We start from the raw sequence: 20,205 nt of genomic DNA, 5'->3' as shown, positions 1-20,205 counted from the left end.
AGCACTTTTTAGGTGTATAACATTTTGGGTAAAAAGGTTGTTAACAGAAAACTAAGGTGTTATTTTCTTTTTTCAAAAAATTGTAGGTGAAAAATATAAGCCGTTTTTTGAGTTTTCAATGGCACCTGAAATTGTGTTTACTTAATGTGGGGCTTCTATGGCGTCAAATAATATTGTGAAATGGAACTCTTCAGCTAAAGCGCTTATGGTGAAAAATCCAAATGGATTTAAAGTACTTACTGCCTTTCGTGGTCTTCTTGAATTCATTCATACAAAGGATTGGCAAGGAGCTTGTCATGGCTCATCTGCTGTATTGTCGGTGCTATTATCAAGTCAAGGGATAAAATCTACTCTCTGTCTTGGAGAGGTTTCGTCTGGAAACATTTACTTCGATCATTCGTGGGTTGAAGTAGATGGGGAAATTTATGATGCCGCAATCTCAAACACCCTTATTAGAGGAATTGCTTTTCCACCAGTCTTTCGTAGTTATGATCTATTCACGAAGAATGCTACAGCATTGCAATATGGCGCGCCATCAGGTCAAGGGTACGATGAAGATGCCAATTTGATTCGCCAAATAAGCGTTTATGACTATATGGAAATGTTTCCAGAGCATCCTGATGGCCTTTTTGGTTTTGCTAAAGTTGTGGGAAAAAATATAGGGATTAGTGTTACTAGTGATACCCTTCGCAAACAGGCACTCCGTACGGTATGGACGGAACGTCCATGAATTCGATAAGCTCGTAGGGTGTATAAGCGAAGTCGAGTGTGCAAAACGCGAATGATGCGCCTCCTATCATCGGCACATCCTATAAACTAACGTTGGTTTTCTTAAAGACACCAGACGAGCAAACGAAGATGACTGATACGGTGAAACTTGATCCGGAAGTTGTTAAAGCCCTTGAGATCAGCGCTGTGTCAGGCATTCGCGCTCTTCAAAATAGTAGCGGGCTAGGTCTGTACGAAGCAAAGTTGGTCATTGATGCCTATCTTTTGCAACATCCGGAACACCCGTTGTCACAGCAAATAGCCGAAGCGGCAAAGGCCAATCGACAAATCAGGGTTGGCGTTGGTTTCCAGAATGAGGTCATTTATGCAGATCCTATAGCTGGCGAGCCTATTCCATTTGAATCCTTGCAAAAAGAAATCACGGCGCCAGAGTGCTATGTTGTTCTGAGGGAGCTAAGCGATTGCGAGAATTGGCTTGGTGAAGCCATTAAGGCCTGCAGCGCCGCAATGGTTGATGTAAATGCAGTTCAAATTGTGGATAACGAATATCGCAACGATAACGGTGACATTTCATCTGCTGTTCTGAAGCTGCCTTGCCCGCTTGCTAGAGAAGCTAACAAGGCCTTATCAGAGAGCCTTCAGCGTAACCTTCCGAGAAACATTAGTTTTCATGTGGTACAGGCCGCGAATTGGGAAAAAGCGGCGACGATCCCCCTGCATGAGCTGGCGGTTGAGTATTTTCTGAAAGAGTTCTCAAGGCGAGGTCGGATGTATTTGCCAACAACGAGTTGTGTAAGGTTGATGCACAAGCCAACAGGAATATTCTGCCGCATTTCGGCTCACAGGAGCAGAGCGAAAAACTATGAAGAAGCGCTACTCTTGCTTACATCCCACCTGATGGAAGCAGGACGAGCAACTCGATAAGATGCGCCACATAGGATGTGCTGTACCCAAAGGGCATAAAAGGTACGAAGCGCATCTTTCGAGTGTACAAACGCGAATGATGCGCCTCCTATCGTCGGCACATCCTATAAACTAAATCTATCAGAGGACAATAATGCGCCTATTTGCTTTTGGAATTTTAGTAATTTTGTTAACTGGGTGTATTCCTTTAAGTCACAATGAATACAAAATGTTTGCTTTAAAATTGGTGCCTCCTGGAACAGAGTTGGTTCATGCTATAACTCTTTTGAATGAAAAAGGCTATGACTGTTCTACTAAAGCCTCTTTTAAGATGAAGCCAAAACCTAAAGACCTTTTGATTTATTGCGACCGTTCACGACCTGGTTTTATGTACAGTTGTCTACAGAGGATTGATCTCGATATAGATGAAAATACTTGGCGTATTATTTCTAACAACCCTGAAGCTGCTTGTACTGGACTATGACAGCACATAGGATGTGCTGTACCCAAAGGGCATAAAAGGTACGAAGTGCATCTGTCGAGTGTGCAAACGCGAATGATGCGCCTCCTTTCGTCGGCACATCCTATAAACAGTGTATCGGTTTCCCCTTAGGGTTGTGGCATGGCGGTTTGCTTCGCGAAACCAGCCTACATTTCTACATTTCTGAGCGGTCAGGTTTTCGGTTTTTTATTGGTAGAGACGTTGCATTGCAACGTCTCTACAGTTCTAGCCTGATAAGGATAAAACCAAGAATTTGATTGTTTGAAGTATATGCGCGGCTACTTATGGCACTAAAGCTTTAAGACGCTTCAATAACTCAACCGGATAATCAATTTCAATCTTCACCGCTCCAGCATAAAGCTTGCCTTCGTTACCATCTAAGGTCACCAAATCACCTTCCTTTAAAGTCATACCGCCAATTTTGATGCTACGGCTGTTCTCATCAATTTGTAGCTCAGCACAACTGACCAAACAGACTTTGCCCAATTGTCGCGCGACGACGGCAGCGTGGGAGGTACGCGCTTCGCGTTGCGTCAGTAATCCGGTCGCTAATTCCAAGGCAGCTATATCGCTGGTTTCCGCATCACGGCGTACCAGCACAACCGCTACTCCGGCGGAATGACGTGCTGCGGCGCGGGCTTCGTCTAGGGCGATTTCACCTGTGGCAACGCCATTGCTTGCTGATGCGGCGCTTGCTAGCGGCACTAAGGTTTTGCCACTGGCGGCAACGATGCGCGGTTGTGCCAGCACTTCGCGGGTCAATCCAGCCGTGCGTTCGCGGGCTACGCCACGATCAATCAAACCTTCGTCCAGCATATCCAAGGCGATGCGGGCCGTGGCGTAAGGTGTACGTTTTCCGGCGCGGGTTTGCAGCATGAACAAACGGCCTTCTTGCACGGTAAACTCGAAGTCTTGCATATCGGCAAAATGCTGTTCCAATTCTTGGGTAGCATTTAGCAAGGCTTGCCAGACAGTGGGAAGAATTGCCGCTAGTTCTTCATGACCGTGGGCGTTGCGGCGGCCTGACACCACATCTTCGCCTTGGGCATTGAATAAAAAATCTACCCAAGGCACTGCTTCGCCCGTGACCGGATTGCGCGTAAAGCCAACGCCAGAACCCGACTGCCCACCGGAATTGCCGAACACCATGCTTTGTATCGTTACCGCTGTGCCTAAGCTGTCAGCAATATGGTTCATGCGCCGATATTCAACGGCTTTGTTCGATTGCCAAGAAGCGAATACAGCATTGATTGCGCCGGAAAGCTGCTGTTTAGGGTCTTGCGGAAATACTCGCCCCGTTGCTTGTTGATAGACTTCTAAGAAACGCAGCGTAAGGGTGCGTAGTTCGGCAAAGTCCAACTCACGTTCGTCACGGGTGCCGAACAATGCGCTGGTGGCCTCTTCAAAATGTTGGCTGGCGATGCTTGCAACCACTTCCCCGTAGGAGGCGATTAAGCGGCGGTAAGCATCCCAGACTAAACGCGGATTGCCCGTTTGACGCAGCAAGCCGCCGACGGTGCTGTCGCAAAGCCCGATATTTAAAATGGTTTCCATCATGCCCGGCATAGACACCGCCGCACCGGAGCGCACAGATAAGAGCAACGGCTTTCGGGCGTCGCCTAAACCTAAGCGGGTTGTGCTTTCCAATGCCTGCAAACCCGCTTGCCAAAGGCTTTGGTCTTTAGCTTTTGCTTGTCCTTCGGGATCGCTGCAATAGTAAGTGCCAAGGACAAAAGCGGGCGGAACAGGCAAGGACATTTGCGCCATGCGTTGTAAGTTCCAAGCTTTAAAGCCCATAGTTTGTGCGCTAGCGTCGGCGGGTGTGGGGATGTTGCCGCAACCAACTAGATAAACGTGGAGCGGCAAGACTAAGTCGGTTTGACTGATTTTGGCTGGTTTGGGTGTAAGCTCTGTGGCGAGTTCAGGCGGATGGCTTTTTTCTGGCTTCGATTTTTTGCCGTGATGGGAGTGTGCTTTCATTCCTTCACCCCAGTCTTGTCGAAAGCCACATCCCGCAAAGTGTAAGCCGCTGTGAGCAAATAATCCGAAGCGGTTTCCAATGCGATAGCCAAATCATTCGCTAACATCAAAGAAGGTGCGTCTTTCAATTTCTTTAGAATAACCCGCCGTGCTTCGCGCAATAAGCCATCGCAATGGCGTTCGGCTTGCAAGACTTGCCAAGTCGCGGCAAGAAAATCTTCATTATCAACCGCCTCGCTGTCTGAACCCAAAGTCCGGGCGATTGCCAAGGCTTTCACATAATCTTGGGTTGCCTGTAACACCGTTGCCGCCAAGTGCGACAAGGCTTTGGTGACATCATCGTTCCAACCTTTTTGATGATCGGCAATCAGGCTGATGAGAAACGCCGCTTCTTCCAGGGAATCGGCGACATTGTCCGATTGTTCCACCAGTCTGGCGATAGGTCGCCAGCGCGGTTGGCGGTCGGCTTTTTCGCGGGCTTGAATCACCAAATGATCGGCCTTCCGCTCCCAAGTTTTTGCCCGTGCGGCCAGTTCTTGCGCTGCTTTGTTGGAGGTTTCGGCACCATGAGCCAGACTATCACTAATGGCTTGCGCCAAAGCATGGCAGTATGATGAATGTTCGGTCAGCAAATCAAATTCGCTAGTCCGGTGGCGGACGTACTGCGCCAATAACATGCGGGTTTCATCCGCGACCAAGGCCGCCGGTTGCCCTGTACGCAAAGCATCACAAGACAGTTGCATCACCGCCACCAAGAAAGCATGAGCATCTTCAACGCCGATCACTTCATCAAGGCGGTCGCCAATCCGAAATGCACCTTCGCCTGCCGCTTGCATGGCGGCAAAAATGATTCTCTCTCCGCCCACTTGCACCCAAGCCCGATGACCCACGTCCAAGTTAGCAACTTCTGACAAAATGGCGGTGGCTTCGGTTTTTTTCACAAAAGCTTTCAGGCGTTTGCGGGCATGATTCCAATCAATCAGAAACACAATCCGCGAAGCGATGCCTTCCAAGGCTTTATCCAGGCTGTCTTCATCTGTGCAAACGAACTTCGCGGTGGCGACCGAATAGGCTTCACCCGCATTCAGGCTGGCGCTGGTTTGTGAAGTTAAATCCGACCACACCGCACCCAAGGGCGTGAGCATGGCTTGGAAAAATGCCAAACGCTGGCGATGTAAATCCGAATAAGTCAGCGAGATTTCAAACCCCGTCACTTGAATGACCAAGACATGCGCGTCGTTGGTGCCAATGTCGTTTTGCAGCAAAAGATGCTCGCCGTCGCGCGTGGCGGCGGTTTCCAAACCGGGATGGTCGAATTTAAGATAAGCCGTCCGGTTTAAGCCGCGCATAAAAGCGACAACCCGCCCACGATCAGAATCCAGCAAATCCCAAACATTCGCACCATCAATCACTTCACTTGCCAACTCACCGGAAAGGTGGTTGATTTGCTTGTGCAAATCCATAATCAGCAAATGCAGGCTATCGGATTTGCCACGGCGACCTTGGGTAAGTAGCTCAATTTGCTTATCACTCAAACGATCTGTCGGCAATGCTGCTAAGAAATCTAGCCAATGTTGGACGCGCAGGTGCTGCTCTCGCTGCGAGACAGGAGTCGAGTAGTCCCCAGAAGCGATAGTGCTTGTGTTTTCACGAAGCGTTTTTTGCGTAGTGAAAATGCAGGCTGTCCGAAATCGCGTCGAGTCATTGCGGTAACGATGTCGCCTATCCCCTTGTTGGGTAGGCAGACGAGAGAAGCAGGACGGCTGGGGCAGCCGAAGGCAAGAGCGGTCGCGTGATTTTTGCTGATTGACCGGCACGGAGGCCGAAGCAATCTTTCGCAAAAATAGCGACTCCCTGCTCGCTGTCGTTTGTCTCCAAAATCGGTTTCGCCATGATGCTTAGCTCTTCGGCTAAACACTGGTTAAGTTTGGCTAAATCAGGTGAGAACAACTCATCATCGATGCGCGTGGAGCTGGCGATCAACTCATGCAGCCAAGAGATAGTTAACTTTGTGGCAGCCATATCACCAGAAAAATCAGGAATCTCGCGTTTAGGATGCGCGGCGTGATCCGATGCAGCCTGTAACACAGTCAGATATAACTTAAGCCGATCATTGGCAGCCAGCGCCGCCTTGACCCAAATCGGTAACATCAATCGTTGTTGGCCTAAAGCAGCCACTACTTGAGCTTTTTGCATGATGACCTTCTGGTGAATGTTTAAATTTCAAGTGCATGAAAACGCAAGTTCTGGGCGTACAAAACATGTTTTGTACGCCAACATCTAAACTCTGCAACTCTCGCCAAAGACTAGGTTTTATCACGCCGTTTATGGAGCAATTTGCGGACATTGTGCATAGTTAAAATCGAAAGATAGCTTTTAATACGGGCTTTTATGCTTAACCGTGACATTTCAATTTCATAAAGCGAGGCAATTTCCTCGGTGGTTTCAAGCGATTCATCAGCAAGTTGTTGAACAGCCAAGGAAGAATCATCACGAATAAGCTTTTCTATATCCATTTGCTTGGTTAATTGATGGATTAATCTTCGCTGGGAGCATGCCTGATAGTCCACCCAAGCACTGTGCGTTAGCGCACTCTGTTGTGTGCTTTATGGCGGAAATGGCTTTCTTGCCCTGCTTGAAAGCCCTTGTTCCGTTCTATGGAGCTATCGTTCCCACGCCGGAGCGTTACCGCCATTAAGTTAAGAGTTAACTTTACCTATCAATAGCATAGGCTGGATGTGGCTGGGTTTTTCCGTTCGTCCTGAGCTTGTCCCACAGGGACTTCCTTTGGTCGTCGAAGGATGAACGGAAAAATCCGTGAGCAAAGACTTAAACCATTCATGCTTCGACAAGCTCAGCACGAACGGTTTAAGTCTTTGGATCATATATTTTTCCTGAATTTAATGGTATTGACACCGGAGCGTGGGAACTATGTCATTTTTTGGAAATTATGATCGTATTGTTAGCGCAACATTTTTTAGGTGTATAGCGTTTTGGGTAAAAAGGTTGTTAACAGAGAACTAAGCTGTTATTTTCTTGCTTCAAAAAATTGTGGGTAAAAAATATACGCCGTTTTTTGAGTTTTCTATCACACCTGAAGAGGTGTTTAATTAACGTTGGGACTCTTACCACATGGCGAAAATATGAATTGGAAACCGAATAAGTGGGGAGCTGCTGCGCTTTCATTTCTGGCACCACCCTTGGGTATGCTATATGTCAACCGAGCAAGGCTTGCTGGCATATACTTTGTGGCATTGCTAGTAGTCGGATTAAGCGAGTATTGGTTGAATGCTACAGGAGTCAAAATACCTCTTACTCTAGCCTTAGCTGTTGTTGCTGTGACACATTGCTATCGAGTTGCAGTAAAAGCCAAAGAAAGCATCGCAAGGCCTTGGTTTAGTCGATGGTATGGCTTACTTGGTATCGCACTTTCATTCTTCATCGTAGCCGCCAATTTTCGTGCGTTTTTGTTTGAGCCATTTCATCTTCCTGCCCAGTCGATGTTTCCTTCAATACCGAAAGGAGCATACGTCGTCGTTCACAAATACGGGTATGGAAATTACGCGAGTTATGGAATTCGCTTTCATCGTGGGCCCATCACAGCGTCTTTGAATCGAGGCGATGTTATCGTGTTCGAGTTCCCTCCTGATCGTAGCATTAGCTACGTTAAACGGCTTGTAGGCCTTCCCGGAGACCACATCGAATACAAAAAAAAGCACCTTTATTTGAACGGCACACCACTCGCAACAAAACCCCTTGGTTCTTATGAAGCATTCGAGATTGCTCAGGAATCAACTTACCAAATTGCAACCGATCGCACTGCGGCAACACAAGACTTTGATGTAACAGTTGAACCTGGCCATTTATTTGTGCTTGGAGACAATCGTGATAACTCAAACGACAGTCGATATTGGGGGCAAGTTCCAGAAGATCATGTTATTGGGAAAGTCGTACTTGTACTGAATGATCCCAAGGCTCAACCCATCATTCCACCGGACCTTGCGCATAAGGCCGCGCAAGGCCGGTGAATTCAAACGTTGGGCAATCAGGATATGGTGTTAAACAGTCTGGTAGGGTCGGCAACGCTTTTTTTGCCCATCGAATATATCGAAAAAGGTGTACCCAAAGGGCATAAAGCTCGTAGGGTGTATAAGCGAAGCGCCATACACCACATCGGAATCGCTCGGCACGCCCAACGCTTCAGCCTGGTGGGGTCGGCAACGCTTTTTTTCCCACCGAATATATCGAAAAAGGTGTACCCAAAGGGCATAAAGGCAGAACAGCGTTGCCCTCCCCACATTAAACTCACACTCAACCCACCAACTCCATCCCCCGAAACACCGAACACCTTTTAAACACCTCTAACGTCGGCAAGGTATTTTTATGTTGGCAATATTTGGCGACCAGTTTGGATAAGCCTTTAATATCTCGTCCGGTAGCTTCGGGAAATACTTCCACCAATTGCGCGATCAAATCGGCATCAATCGCCAACCCGTAAGGTGGATTCGCGTTAGCAATCCACCATATCGAAACCACAGTGTTCGCAAACCCGATAAGATGCGCCAAATAGCCAAATAGCCAAATAGCCAAATAGGCTGTGCTGAGGTACTAAGCCTGGTAGGGTGGGCAGCGCTTTTTTTGCCCACCCCGCATCAATTACATTTCACCCCACCAACTCCATCCCCCGAAACACCGAACACCGCTTAAACACTTCCAAAGTCGGCAAGGTATTTTTATGTTGGCAATATTTGGCGACGAGTTTTGATAAGCCTTTAATATCGCGCCCCGTGGCTTCGGGGAAAAGCTCGACCAATTGCGCGATCAAATCCGCATCAATCGCCAAACCAAATTGCTCGACCATCACTTGCCAGATTTTGCCCCGCGCTTCGCTATCGGGCGGGTAGTATTTGATTAAGGCGATGCAGCGGGACACGATGGCTTCGTCGATGTCATCGACGCGGTTGGTGGTGAGAAACAGCAAGCCGTTGAAATATTCCAACACCCGCAAAAACACGCCAACGACGGCGTTCATGGTGATGTTGTTGTCGCGGCGTTTGATGTAGACATCGGCTTCGTCGATTAGCATCACCGCGCCCCAGCGTTGGGCGCGGGTCAGCACGTCTTTTAGGGCTTTTTCCATTTCGCTGACGTTCAAACCTAATTGTCCGGAATGTACGCGGTATAAAGGCCGACGGATGATTTCGGAATACACTTCGGCGGTGAGCGTTTTCCCGACCCCCGCTGGCCCCGCACACAGCACCGTCGTGCCGCCGGATTTGCCAGCGACAATGTCATCCATCAGCACATCCATTTCGGCAGTCAAAATGTCGATCAAATCAATCTGCTCTTCGCGCAAAATCAGTTTTTGCTTGAGTTCAGGCTGGTACTGGTAAGGCTGGATGTCATTCACATGCACCCACAAATGGTGGTGCAACTCCAAATGGAACATCAGTAAATAGCCATGAACAGGCAAGTCGGTGAACAAGCCTTTGGGGATTTCCGCTTGCGAAGCCTCGGCTTCCAATTCAATTTTGCTGTCGTAGCGGGTGCTTTTCGCGGCTTTTCGCAAATATTTGGCGAGGATGTCGCCCGTAGTATCAACGGTCAAGACTCGGTCGCTCAAAATGCTTTCATCACAGACCAGACGGGCGTTGCCGCCTTCGGTAGACAGCACCACCACGTCTTTTTTCGCCCAATCGGTGTTACGGTGCGTGGCGGTCGGGTCTTCGGCGAAAAAGCCTGTACCTTTGCCTAAAAACTGCGCACCGGATTGTCCGCACCAATCAAAATAACGCGCGGCGGCTTCATCGTAACTGGCGATCATTTCAGGTGTTTCTTTCAGATAACCCTTGTCCATGAAGATTTCGGTGACGGTTTTGCCGACAATATCACGGGCTCGGATCGCCACCGTGTTGATGGCGATTTTGCCTTTGGCGTTGGCTTTTAGCTCCAGCGTGACGCGTCCGGTTTCTTCCTCGCCTGCTGGTGTGAAATCCAAACGTGTGACCAAATAAGCCATGGGTTTGCCTTGCACATTAGCGTGGAACAACCAGCCGCGTAGCGCGTTATGGGTCAGATAACGGGCAATCGCTGGCAAGAGCATTTCCAAATCATCTTCTTCAAAACGCACGGTGTCATCGTTCATTGCTTGTTGCAAAGTCGACAACTGCGCGGCTTGGCCTTGCAAACTGCTATCTTTTTGGTAAAGCAGTTGCAGGTAATTGATTTCGCTGGTAGACAGGTTGCGGAATGGCACTTCGGCCTTGTTGCCAAATCGCAGTTGGTCTTGTAAATTTGCCAGCCTAGGAAATTCACTGACCAAGGCTTCCACATGCTGGCGTTGGATTTGTAGTTTCATGGTAGTGCCTTAATGTCTACGAAAAAACGCAACACAACGTAGCGGTAGGATGGGCTGACGTTAGGAAGCCCATCATTTGGGGGATATTTTTTGATGGGCTTCCTGTCGTCAGCCCATCCTACTTTTAATGAGGTGAGGCTTTAATCAGCAAGGAATAAAAAACATGTTTTTTACGCCAACAATCCAAATTAAATCGCCCCAACCGCCATATCTTTTACCACCACAATCGTATTCGCTTCAGCTTCTTCATAAGTCACCAACGCGCCTTTAGCTTTGTAAGATTTGGCAGCATCGTAAGCCACCATTACTTTGTCTTCAGGAGATTGATTTTTCAGTTCGTGTTTTTCAATGTACAGCTCTTCCAAGAACTCATTCCAAACCAAACCTTCTTTGTACGGCAGCAATTGGTAAGTCACGCCAGCCAATTCCACTTGCAGGGCTTTGGCGATGTTTTCAATGTAAAGGATGGCAATGCAGCCATCCGCTAAATCCGCGCCGTATTTTTCGACAAACATCGGCAATAAGGCCAGTTTCGGCAACAAGCCATTCAGGAAAACAATTTTGTCGTTGGCAATAATGAATGCCGAATGCACCAACAAGGCTTCGGGTGGTTTACGGTCGTTAGGGTTGGATGAGCTTTCGCATTTTTCACCTTCTTTCAGGACTAAATCGCCGCGATACGCGTACACGCCTTGGGTGCCGGTTTCGCCGTTGACGAGGGTGACAGTAAGTAAGCCTTTGGCTTGGTAATCGGCTAATAGCATGAGGTTCTCCATTCGTGTGGGGTAATAAAGGTGATTGGGGTCGTATAAGTAGACTTTAATGGAGATAAAGCAAAACTCTTGCCAATTAATAAGTATTTAAAAATCAAAATATTATAAATGTTAGAAGGTTTTGGATAAGACAAAGGCGAGGGCGGATGGCGAAATTGTCGGGAACCTGACAAAACATGCTTGGCTAAACGGCGGGCAGGAGTAGCAGGTTTGCCGTCATTTTTCTGGTATTACCAAGCAAATAGATAAATAAATCTTTTAATAATAGGAATTTTTCCAAAATGCGTACTCGTAAGCATTTTTGGTTTTGAATCTTTAAGTGGCTAGACTACTTTAACGCCGTGTTTTGTTTATAAAGATGAAAGCCAAGAATCACTGTGCGATGGCTTTTGGGTGGAATAATTGAGAGTCCTGTTTTAACCCGACAGAAATTGATGATGCTGGCTTCTATACATTACAGAATAATCCTCATTAATCGGTTTTTACCTAAATAATTATTAATATGGGCAATAATTGTGAATGGTTATCTGTTTTTTTAAAAAAGCCATATTATAAAAAACAATTAAAAAGGCGAATATGAACGTAAAATATTTAATTAATGACGCCATTAATGCTGAGAAAGCTTTATTCGATGATGAAACTGATTTTAGGGTTGTTGCAGAAGATGCCCCCGTTATGTTGTGGCTAACTAATGCAGAAGCCAAAATTGTTTTCACAAATTCAAAATGGAAAAAATTTATTGGCTTAATCGACAACTTCCATATCAATGGCAATGCTTGGTTAATGGCATTACACCCTGAAGATCGTACCAATTGTTTGGCTGTTTTTAAGGAAGCTTTTATTTCCCAACAAGCCTTTGAAATGGAATATCGTTTACGCCGTTTTGATGGACAATACCGTTATATTTTAGATACTGGAGAACCTTATATAAATAAAGGAGGTAAATTTTCCGGATTTATTGGTTCTTCAACCGATATTACCGACCGCAAAAATTACGAAAACCAACTACGGCTTTCGCAAATGGAATTGACCCAACATAATCGGGAAATGGCGCTTATTAACCAACTAAATTCTTATTTACAGGTATGCCGTTCCTTGCAAGAAACCCATCCTATTATTAAATATTATGCGCAAAAAATATTTTCCGATCAGTCGGGTGCATTATATTTGTTGGATGAATCCCACACACTTGTTGAAACGGTGGTCACTTGGGGAGACAGCAATTTCTTTAGTTCACATATTATTTCTTCCGATGGTTGCTGGGCTTTGCGTCAGGGACGGCTTCATGTGGTTGAAGAACCCGAACACGCCATCTTATGCAGCCATGTTTCTGAACACGCCAACCAAGGTTATGTTTGCGCCCCTGCCATAGCCCAAGGTGAAATGATTGGCTTTTTGTGTGTGACCTTAGAAGATACCCGCCGGGACAAGAGCCTGAATTGGACGTCGGTAGAGTCAAGGACGCGCCTGATTTCATTGGCTGCCGATAACTTGGCGATGGCGTTAGTTAGCTTGAAACTTCGTGAAGCACTGCGTAACCGATCCCTACACGATCCGATGACGCAATTGTTTAACCGGCGCTATTTGGACGAAAGCTTGACTTATGAGCTAGCCATTTGCCAGCGATCAGGCAAACCATTGGCGGTGATTATGATCGATATAGACCATTTTAAAACCTATAACGATACTTATGGGCATGATGTGGGTGATTATGTTTTGATAGAAATTGCCAGTATCGTCCGCTCTAAATTACGCGATGGTGATGTGGCCTGCCGTTACGGTGGAGAAGAGTTGGTTATGATTCTTGTGGGGGCGTCTAAAGAAATTGCTGAAGATAGGGCAGAGCTAGTGCGCTCTACTATAGAAAGCCATCAATTTACTTTTAAGGGGAAAACCCAAGCGGGTGTTACCGCTTCATTTGGGGTTGCCGCCTATCCTAATGACGGCTCAGACGCAGCGGCATTGCTCAAATCAGCCGATACTGCGCTTTATCAAGCCAAAGGGGCAGGCCGTAATAAAGTGGTATCGTTTGCCCATACCATCAGTTTCGCTTAGATGGTATCCGTTGCTACGGACACATCGTCTATACGCCTACGCGATCGTATGCCCAGAGCCCAAAACATGTTTTTGGACTCCAAGTTCATTTCCACCCAAATATTTCTAATCAGGCATAGGTTGGTTTAAACGCCTGTTCAGGATTCGCCACCGGACCATCACCTTGCCAATACGGCGACAGTTTCCGCAATGTCGCCACCACGCCTGGCATCACTTTCAAGACTTCATCGACTTCGTGCATGGCGTTATAACGCGAGAACGAAAACCGAATCGTGCCGTGCGCGGCGGTGTAAGGAATATCCATCGCCCGCATGACGTGCGACGGTTCCAACGAACCGGACGTACACGCCGAACCGCTCGAAGCGGCAATGCCCGCCTTGTTCAGCAACATCAAAATCGCTTCGCCTTCGATGTATTCAAACGCAATGTCGGTGGTGTTGGGCAAGCGGTTGTACATATCGCCCGTCACGAAACAATGCGGGATTTGTTCGGTAATGCCGCGTTCCAAACGGTCGCGCATGGCTTTAACGTGGGTATTTTCGTATTCCAGATGTTCCATCGCCAATTCGCAAGCTTTGCCCAAACCGACGATGGACGCGGTGTTTTCCGTACCTGCGCGTCGTCCGCGTTCTTGATGACCGCCGCGTAACAAGGGGCGGTAGCGCGTGCCACGGCGCAGGTACAACACACCGATACCTTTAGGCGCGTGTAGTTTGTGGCCTGACAGCGACAGCATGTCGATTTTAGTGTCTTGCAACATCATCGGGATTTTGCCGACCGCTTGCACGGCATCAGTGTGGAACATCACACCCGCATCGTGCGCCATCTGCGCCATTTCCACGACCGGAAAAATCGTGCCGGTTTCGTTGTTCGCCCACATCACCGAAACGATGGCGACTTGGTCGGACAGCAGTTTTTTGTAAGCTTCGATATTCAAACGCCCAACCTTGTCCACGGGCATCCGGTGGATGGTGTAGCCGTCTTTTTCTAAAGATTCGCACAGGCTTAAAATCGCCGGATGCTCAACCGTGGTGGTGATGATTTCTTTGCGGTTGGGTTGGGTTTTCAACGCCGATAAAATCGCTGTGGAATTGGATTCCGTACCGCAAGAAGTGAAAATAATTTCCGAATCGTGTTCCGCACCGATCAAGTTTTGCACTTGTTGGCGGGCTTGTTTGATGCCGCGCGCGACCCCGTCGGCGAATTTGTGGATGGATGACGGGTTGCCGTATTGTTCGAGGAAATACGGAATCATGGTATCAACCACGGCACGGTCAACTTTGGTGGTGGCGTTGTTATCGAGATAAATGTCGGTCATGGCTGATCCTTGTAGGGTACGCATTGCGTACCTTTTCAAAAGTTTAGGGACACAAAGGTACGCAATGCGTACCCTACTTAAGCGGCGGCAATATTGACCAATTTGGACATTTCCGAAGCGGGGACGACTTTAATAAACTCGCCCATGACTTCCATCAACCGTTGTTGGATACCCGCAATGGTCATCGCTGCCATTTGGCATCCGTTACATGCGCCGCTCATATTCACATAAGCGGTGTTGCCGATCACTTCGACCAGCTCAACATCACCGCCGTCCGCCATCAACGCAGGCCGTAACGATTCCAGCACTTCTTCAATCTTTTTGATGCGTTGTAAATTAGTCAACGGGCCTTTCACTTCCGCAACCACGGGTTTTTTAGTGATTGCTGGCGCTTCAGGATCGAATTTTTCGCCTTTTTCCGCCAAAACTTTTTCCAAAATCGCTTCAATGTCTTCATGGCAAGAGGCGCAACCGCCGCCTGCTTTGGTGAAGTTAGTGACGTCTTCAACGGTATGGAGCTTGTTCGCCCAGACCATTTCTTCAATCATCACCGCATCAATGGCAAAACATTTACAAATCAACGCGCCTTCTTCGTGGTCATCGACCCATTCTTCGCCGCGATAATTGGCAATCGCCGCTTGTAAGGCTTCGCGCCCCATCACCGAACAGTGCATTTTTTCCGGCGGCAAACCTTCCAAATGGTCAGCAATATCTTGGTTGGTGACTTTCAAAGCTTCGTCGATGGTCATGCCTTTGATGATTTCAGTCAGCACCGAAGACGAGGCAATCGCTGAACCGCAACCGAAGGTTTGGAAGCCAGCATCTAAAATCACTTCGCTGTCGTCATCGACTTTTAAAGTCAAACGTAAGGCATCACCGCAACTGATAGACCCCACTTCACCAATCGCATTGGCATCTGCCACCGCACCTGCGTTTTTGGGATTAAAAAAATGTTCTTTTACTTTGTCTGAATAGTCCCACATGGTGGTGTCCTCTGGTTTTGGTAGAGTGGGCACGCTGTTCTGCCCACCTTTTTATATTCGGATTTGGTGGGCAAAAAAGCGTGCCCACCCTACGTTATGAACAGGTCTTTGTGCCTGTGCCGCTAGGATTCGGATTAAACGACGAACCACACGCGCAACTTTTCGCCGCGTTTGGGTTGCTGAACTTAAATCCCGACCCGTCAATGCTGTCGAGAAAATCAATCGACATGCCATCCAGCATCGGCATGGAAACCGGATCGACAAACACTTTCACCGTGCCGCAATCAATCACGGTGTCTTCTACGGTATTTTCGGCCTCCAGTTTCAGGCCGTATTGGTAGCCGGAACAGCCGCCATCGGTGACTTCAATACGAAGCCCGGCGTTAGGCGTTTCTGAACCAGCGATAAAGCGACCGACCGCGCTAATGGCTTTTTCTGTCAAGGTAATCATGGGAGGCTCCTAAAAGTGGCATTGTTCTTGTAATCCAATAATGCAACCAGTGTGCCAGTGTAAAATATGTTTATAAGTGATTGATAAATTAAAACAATATTAGATGTTGCTGTGATTGATGACGCAAACAAAGCAACAATTTTCAAGGTTTTGTTAGGTTTGCTACAAAACCACCGCCAACCAGGAGTGATTATGAGAGTAGAAGATTTGGACATCGGCGACACCGTTTACGCCGCCCACACCATCACCGATGACGGTTCCATTCCCGATGGCATTGAGGGCGAAGTGCTGGCAGAAGCAGGCACGCGCGGCGTGATTACCATGATAGGCCACGTGGAAGAACAACCGGAACGCAGCGTGTTTTTGGTCAGATTTGAAGATCGGCAGCTGAATCTTGGCAATCCGATTGGTTGTTGGGTAGAAGATTTGATGATTGAACCCAGGTTGGTGAATTGAATGGCTTTGTTTTCTGGTTTTATAGGCTTGAAACATCTATGCTTGAACCGATAACCCTATAGCCTAGATAGATGATTATTCCTATGAAGCCAGCCATCGCCAGCATCCATACCTACCACCAGCGCACAAAACACAGCTTACAAGCCTATGCCAAAGGCCCTGAAACCATTGATTGGGAAGATCAACCTGAACCCTTCCGGCGTTTTATAGGCTGTTTGCAGCAGCCTTTACCGAAACCTGGGCGCGATTTGCCGGTGTTGTTTACCGACCTTGACCAACCCGAAGCCATCGCCGCGCAGCCCTTTACATTGGACAATGTCGGTCTGCTGTTGGAATTGGCGTTTGGACTTTCGGCGTGGAAGCAATTTGGCCCTAGCCGCTGGGCGTTGCGTTGCAACCCTTCCAGTGGCAATCTGCATCCGACGGAAGCTTATTTGATTGCCAGCAACAACGTTCTGATACCGGCAGGCGTTTACCATTACGTCAGCCACGACCATGCGCTGGAGCAACGGGCATTGTTTGCCAAACCGACGGTTGCCAACGGCCTGTTCATCGGCTTGTCGTCGATTCATTGGCGCGAGGCATGGAAATATGGCGAACGCGCCTTCCGTTACTGCCAACACGATATAGGCCATGCCTTGGGTGCTTTGCGGTATGCGGCGGCGGTATTGGGGTGGTCGATTGATATTTTGAACGATGTCGCCGATGCCGAACTAGCTAGTCTGCTGGGGCTGGGCCGGCAAGATGACTTTAAGCCGCGCGAGCAAGAATCGCCTGATGTGTTATGCCGCATTACAGTTAGCGGACAAGCACCTATCGCCTGCCAACAAATCTTGGACTTATTACCGGCAGCCACGTGGTTTGGTAGGGCAGAAAGTTTGAAGGCTTACCATTTATACCATTGGTCGGTGATTGATGACGTTGCCGAGGCGGCAGCAAAACCCCATACTTTCGAATTGCCTTGGCGAGAAGCCACTCAGCCCGTGTTGCCGTCGTCTTGTCCGCAACCTGCCACGCAGATTATCCGCCAACGCCGCAGCGCGCAGCAATTCGACGGCAAGATGCAGCCTTTGCCCGCTGCCGACTTTTACCGGATGCTCAGCGCCGTCTTGCCCAGTTCGGCGGCGTTGGCTTGTTGGCAAGCACCGCCGCAAGTGCATTTGTTTATTTTTGTCCACCGTGTTGAAGGCTTGACGCCGGGTTTATACGCCTTGCTGCGCGATGAAAGCATGATGCCCGCCTTACAAATGGCGACTTCTTCCCAATTTGATTGGCAAAAACAACATGCGCTTTTGCCGTTTTATCATTTGTACAGCGGCGACTTAAAGCAAGTTGCCAAAACCTTGTCTTGCCATCAGCCTATCGCCAGCGATAGCGCGTTTAGTTTGGCGATGGTCGGCAATTTTGCTGCTGTCATTGGCAACGCACCGTGGCAATATCGGCGTTTATTTTGGGAATGCGGCCTGATTGGGCAGGTGTTGTATTTGGAAGCCGAAGCGGCAGGCGTGCGTGGAACCGGCATTGGTTGTTATTTCGACGACAGTGTCCATGAAATTTTGGGGATTGAAGATGACACATTCCAAAGCTTGTACCATTTCACCGTTGGCAAACCTTTGGAAGACCGCCGCTTGCAGACCTTGCCGCCTTATAGCCACCTACAAGGCGAATCCTGATGATTGATTGGACGCTTGAACAAGATGCGCGTTTGGCTTATTCCTACGAACGCTTCTCACAAAGCAAGGTGTTTGTGTTTGGAAAATGGTGCGAACAGGCCAACGAGCGCGGCATTGCACGGCCTGATGATTTGTCCGGCGCGTGCAAATACGGCAGTCTGTTTGTCGCCCAAGTCTTTGGCGGCTGTATCCGTGGGCATTACCAACACCAGTACAACCATATCGGTGGGCGTATTGTCGATTTAAGCCACGATGCTTTGGATGTCGGCAAGATGGATAACCCTTATCTGCACGAACCGGATTATTTTGCCATTCCCGAAAAACGCGCGGCTTTAAACCGGTGTTTGCCGCGCGTGGAGGCGTGGGTCAGTGAATTTATCGAGGGTTTGGAAAGCGTTTAAGGTTTGCCAAACAATACTTTTAAATAGCCCAGCCAGCTGTTTTGGCGTTTAAGGTCAGCGCCTATGCGCAGCCATTCGTGCAAGGCAATCCTAATCGGGTTGTAAGTATTAAGTACCGGCGCAACGCCGTACTGTTGGATCGGGTTTTTGCGGTCTTCGGTTTGGTAAGTGCCAAAGCAATGGTCGAACACCATCAAAACGCCGCCAAAATTTTTGTCCAGATAACGGGCGTCGCTGGCATGATGGACGCGGTGGTTGGCGGGCGAATTAAACAGCCAATCAAAGCCCGGTAAGCGTCCTACCAATTCGGTATGCAGCCAATATTGGTACAGCAAGTTAATGCCGATCACCATAAATACATCTTTAGGATGAAAGCCGATTAAAAACAAGGGTGTGAAGAATAAAAAACCACCAGTGACCGCGCCTGTCCAACCCAAACGGTAAGCCCCTGACAAATAAAAATGGTTAGGGGAATGATGCACCGCGTGGCTGGCCCAAAACCAGCGGCAAGTATGGTTAAGCCGATGAAACCAGTAATACAAAAACTCCTCAAGCACAATCAGCGCAGGCCAGTAGCCAATATGTGCCGGTGGCAAAGTAAACAGCCGCCATTGCCAAGCCCAATATGCCGCGCTGCTCACCAGCCCGACCGTGGCAAACCGCAACAAACGCCCGCCTATCGCCACACCTAAAGAAGCCAGGCTTTCGCGCCAATCGTAAGTTTGTTTTTTAACGGACACAATAATGCCCGCTTCGGCGACGGCAACCAGCACTAATAAAGGGAAGGCCAGCAATAGGGTTTCGCGGTTGGGTTCCATGATGATTCTCTGAAGGGTAGGGGGTCATAGGGCTTAACCACCCCACCGATAATCTGGGGGATGGTTAAGGTTTGATGCAGACAGTCAGCGTCGGGTTTAGCGTTAGAACTCACCCGATTTTTTAGTGACACCGTAAACTTTGTTGATGGTGAATTTTATCGGCTTATTAAAATCTTTAACTAAAGTGGCGTTGGCAATCGACGTGCTGGTGAAGGCCAGTTTAAGCGCCGAGTAATCCAATATCGAAATGCCCGCGTAGCTTAGGTTGCCGTTGCTGTCCGCACTGGCAGGTGAACCCATGAACAGGTTGAAGGTGACGGTCTTATCGCTGTGGAATGAAAAATAAGGCACCATCACGTTTGGCGAGCCTTTTATCGTCAGGCTGGCATACATGAAATAATCTTCAACGCCATCGGTTTTCCAAATACCGTCATAAGTGCTGCCGGCATAAGCCATATAAAGCTTGGCAGTCAGATTTTGCGCGGCTGACGACGTGGGGGTGATAACACCGGTGAGCGTATTGCTGCTGACGGTTGCGTCAAACGTGGTGGCGCCATCAGGCGTTTTTAAATTAAGCACGTTGCCGGTCATCGTGCCGGTAAACACATAACGCAATTTTTTATCGGCGGTGACATCCAAGGCCATCACTTGGCCTTTGCTGGATTTCACCATAAAGATCAGATCACCATTGTCACCCAACCAACCGCCGTTAATCGATTCGGCATGGGCGGCGGTAAAAGGGTTGGCGATAAAAAACGCTATGATAAGAAAAGTGTATTTAAAAAATTGACGGGTCATGATGATG

At 48.3% G+C, this 20,205-nt stretch carries 20 protein-coding genes; 8 read left to right on the top strand and 12 right to left on the bottom strand.

The features are described 5' to 3' along the window. The first annotated feature begins 157 nt into the window (after positions 1 to 157). The 3 genes from ACYQ1O_RS11905 (at position 158) to ACYQ1O_RS11895 (ending at position 2,116) form a co-directional block, all read left to right on the top strand. Positions 158 to 730 (top strand): lasso peptide biosynthesis protein, encoded by a 573-nt coding sequence (locus ACYQ1O_RS11905; protein ID WP_459991942.1) that lies wholly within the window; start codon positions 158 to 160, stop codon positions 728 to 730. Positions 731 to 858: 128 nt separating this feature from the next. Further along, positions 859 to 1,653 (top strand): peptide chain release factor family protein, encoded by a 795-nt coding sequence (locus tag ACYQ1O_RS11900; RefSeq protein WP_459991941.1) that lies wholly within the window; start codon positions 859 to 861, stop codon positions 1,651 to 1,653. Positions 1,654 to 1,786: 133 nt separating this feature from the next. Beyond that, the gene (locus tag ACYQ1O_RS11895) at positions 1,787 to 2,116 is read left to right on the top strand and encodes a hypothetical protein (protein WP_459991939.1); all 330 of its coding nucleotides are present in this window, start codon (positions 1,787 to 1,789) and stop codon (positions 2,114 to 2,116) included. A gap of 300 nt (positions 2,117 to 2,416) precedes the next feature. Here the strand turns inward: ACYQ1O_RS11895 and ACYQ1O_RS11890 are convergent, their stop codons facing one another. The 4 genes from ACYQ1O_RS11890 to ACYQ1O_RS11875 all read right to left on the bottom strand — a co-directional run bounded on the left by ACYQ1O_RS11890 (position 2,417) and on the right by ACYQ1O_RS11875 (position 6,630). Then, positions 2,417 to 4,114 (bottom strand): PEP/pyruvate-binding domain-containing protein, encoded by a 1,698-nt coding sequence (locus ACYQ1O_RS11890; protein WP_459991938.1) that lies wholly within the window; start codon positions 4,112 to 4,114, stop codon positions 2,417 to 2,419. Then, positions 4,111 to 5,649 carry a DUF47 domain-containing protein gene (locus tag ACYQ1O_RS11885; protein ID WP_459991937.1) on the bottom strand — a complete coding sequence of 513 codons (1,539 nt, stop codon included), beginning with the start codon at positions 5,647 to 5,649 and terminating at the stop codon, positions 4,111 to 4,113. Before ACYQ1O_RS11885 ends, ACYQ1O_RS11890 begins: the two co-directional genes overlap by 4 nt. 187 nt (positions 5,650 to 5,836) lie before the next feature. Next, complete coding sequence (locus tag ACYQ1O_RS11880) at positions 5,837 to 6,310, bottom strand: hypothetical protein (RefSeq protein WP_459991936.1); 474 nt, start codon at positions 6,308 to 6,310, stop codon at positions 5,837 to 5,839. Positions 6,311 to 6,420: 110 nt separating this feature from the next. Next, entirely contained in the window at positions 6,421 to 6,630 is a 210-nt protein-coding gene (locus tag ACYQ1O_RS11875) for a DUF3562 domain-containing protein (protein ID WP_459991933.1), read from the bottom strand. Between the two features lie 627 nt (positions 6,631 to 7,257). Between ACYQ1O_RS11875 and lepB the strand changes: the two genes are divergently transcribed. Continuing rightward, a complete protein-coding gene (lepB, locus tag ACYQ1O_RS11870; RefSeq protein ID WP_459991932.1) occupies positions 7,258 to 8,142 on the top strand; it encodes a signal peptidase I in 885 nt (294 codons plus the stop codon). Between the two features lie 283 nt (positions 8,143 to 8,425). Here lepB and ACYQ1O_RS11865 read toward each other — a convergent pair whose 3' ends face one another. From ACYQ1O_RS11865 to ACYQ1O_RS11855, 3 genes are all read right to left on the bottom strand, one after another. Then, positions 8,426 to 8,704, bottom strand: coding sequence for a hypothetical protein (locus ACYQ1O_RS11865; protein WP_459991930.1), 279 nt, complete (start codon positions 8,702 to 8,704; stop codon positions 8,426 to 8,428). 73 nt (positions 8,705 to 8,777) lie between these two features. Further along, positions 8,778 to 10,472: an ATP-binding protein gene (locus tag ACYQ1O_RS11860; protein ID WP_459991929.1), complete on the bottom strand. Its 1,695-nt coding sequence runs from the start codon at positions 10,470 to 10,472 to the stop codon at positions 8,778 to 8,780. 188 nt (positions 10,473 to 10,660) lie between these two features. After that, entirely contained in the window at positions 10,661 to 11,236 is a 576-nt protein-coding gene (locus tag ACYQ1O_RS11855) for a hypothetical protein (RefSeq protein ID WP_459991928.1), read from the bottom strand. Between the two features lie 585 nt (positions 11,237 to 11,821). On the opposite strand from ACYQ1O_RS11855, the gene ACYQ1O_RS11850 reads away from it, so the two are divergent. Next, on the top strand, positions 11,822 to 13,300 hold the full coding sequence (locus ACYQ1O_RS11850) for a sensor domain-containing diguanylate cyclase (protein WP_459991927.1): 1,479 nt from the start codon (positions 11,822 to 11,824) through the stop codon (positions 13,298 to 13,300). Positions 13,301 to 13,409: 109 nt separating this feature from the next. On the opposite strand, the gene nifS is transcribed toward ACYQ1O_RS11850, so the two are convergent. The 3 genes from nifS to ACYQ1O_RS11835 form a co-directional block, all read right to left on the bottom strand. Beyond that, a complete protein-coding gene (gene nifS / locus ACYQ1O_RS11845) occupies positions 13,410 to 14,618 on the bottom strand; it encodes a cysteine desulfurase NifS (protein ID WP_459991925.1) in 1,209 nt (402 codons plus the stop codon). A 77-nt stretch (positions 14,619 to 14,695) separates the two neighbouring features. Next, entirely contained in the window at positions 14,696 to 15,601 is a 906-nt protein-coding gene (nifU, locus tag ACYQ1O_RS11840; RefSeq protein WP_459991924.1) for a Fe-S cluster assembly protein NifU, read from the bottom strand. Between the two features lie 94 nt (positions 15,602 to 15,695). Then, positions 15,696 to 16,052, bottom strand: coding sequence for a HesB/IscA family protein (locus ACYQ1O_RS11835; protein WP_459991922.1), 357 nt, complete (start codon positions 16,050 to 16,052; stop codon positions 15,696 to 15,698). Between the two features lie 192 nt (positions 16,053 to 16,244). Between ACYQ1O_RS11835 and ACYQ1O_RS11830 the strand changes: the two genes are divergently transcribed. The 3 genes from ACYQ1O_RS11830 (at position 16,245) to ACYQ1O_RS11820 (ending at position 18,582) form a co-directional block, all read left to right on the top strand. Further along, entirely contained in the window at positions 16,245 to 16,508 is a 264-nt protein-coding gene (locus ACYQ1O_RS11830) for a nitrogen fixation protein NifZ (protein ID WP_459991921.1), read from the top strand. A 71-nt stretch (positions 16,509 to 16,579) separates the two neighbouring features. After that, entirely contained in the window at positions 16,580 to 18,181 is a 1,602-nt protein-coding gene (locus ACYQ1O_RS11825; protein ID WP_459991920.1) for a SagB/ThcOx family dehydrogenase, read from the top strand. Further along, positions 18,181 to 18,582, top strand: coding sequence for a transcriptional regulator (locus tag ACYQ1O_RS11820; RefSeq protein ID WP_459991919.1), 402 nt, complete (start codon positions 18,181 to 18,183; stop codon positions 18,580 to 18,582). The genes ACYQ1O_RS11825 and ACYQ1O_RS11820 overlap by 1 nt, the downstream gene beginning before the upstream one ends. Here ACYQ1O_RS11820 and ACYQ1O_RS11815 read toward each other — a convergent pair. Both ACYQ1O_RS11815 and ACYQ1O_RS11810 read right to left on the bottom strand, forming a co-directional pair. Then, positions 18,579 to 19,400 carry a sterol desaturase family protein gene (locus tag ACYQ1O_RS11815; protein ID WP_459991918.1) on the bottom strand — a complete coding sequence of 274 codons (822 nt, stop codon included), beginning with the start codon at positions 19,398 to 19,400 and terminating at the stop codon, positions 18,579 to 18,581. The genes ACYQ1O_RS11820 and ACYQ1O_RS11815 overlap by 4 nt on opposite strands. A gap of 102 nt (positions 19,401 to 19,502) precedes the next feature. Then, complete coding sequence (locus ACYQ1O_RS11810; RefSeq protein ID WP_459991917.1) at positions 19,503 to 20,198, bottom strand: hypothetical protein; 696 nt, start codon at positions 20,196 to 20,198, stop codon at positions 19,503 to 19,505. Positions 20,199 to 20,205: the final 7 nt, after the last annotated feature.

Source organism: Methylosoma difficile, from assembly GCF_054657615.1.
Note: the sequence above shows the minus strand (reverse complement) of the source record. Positions and strands in the feature narration are given on the sequence as shown.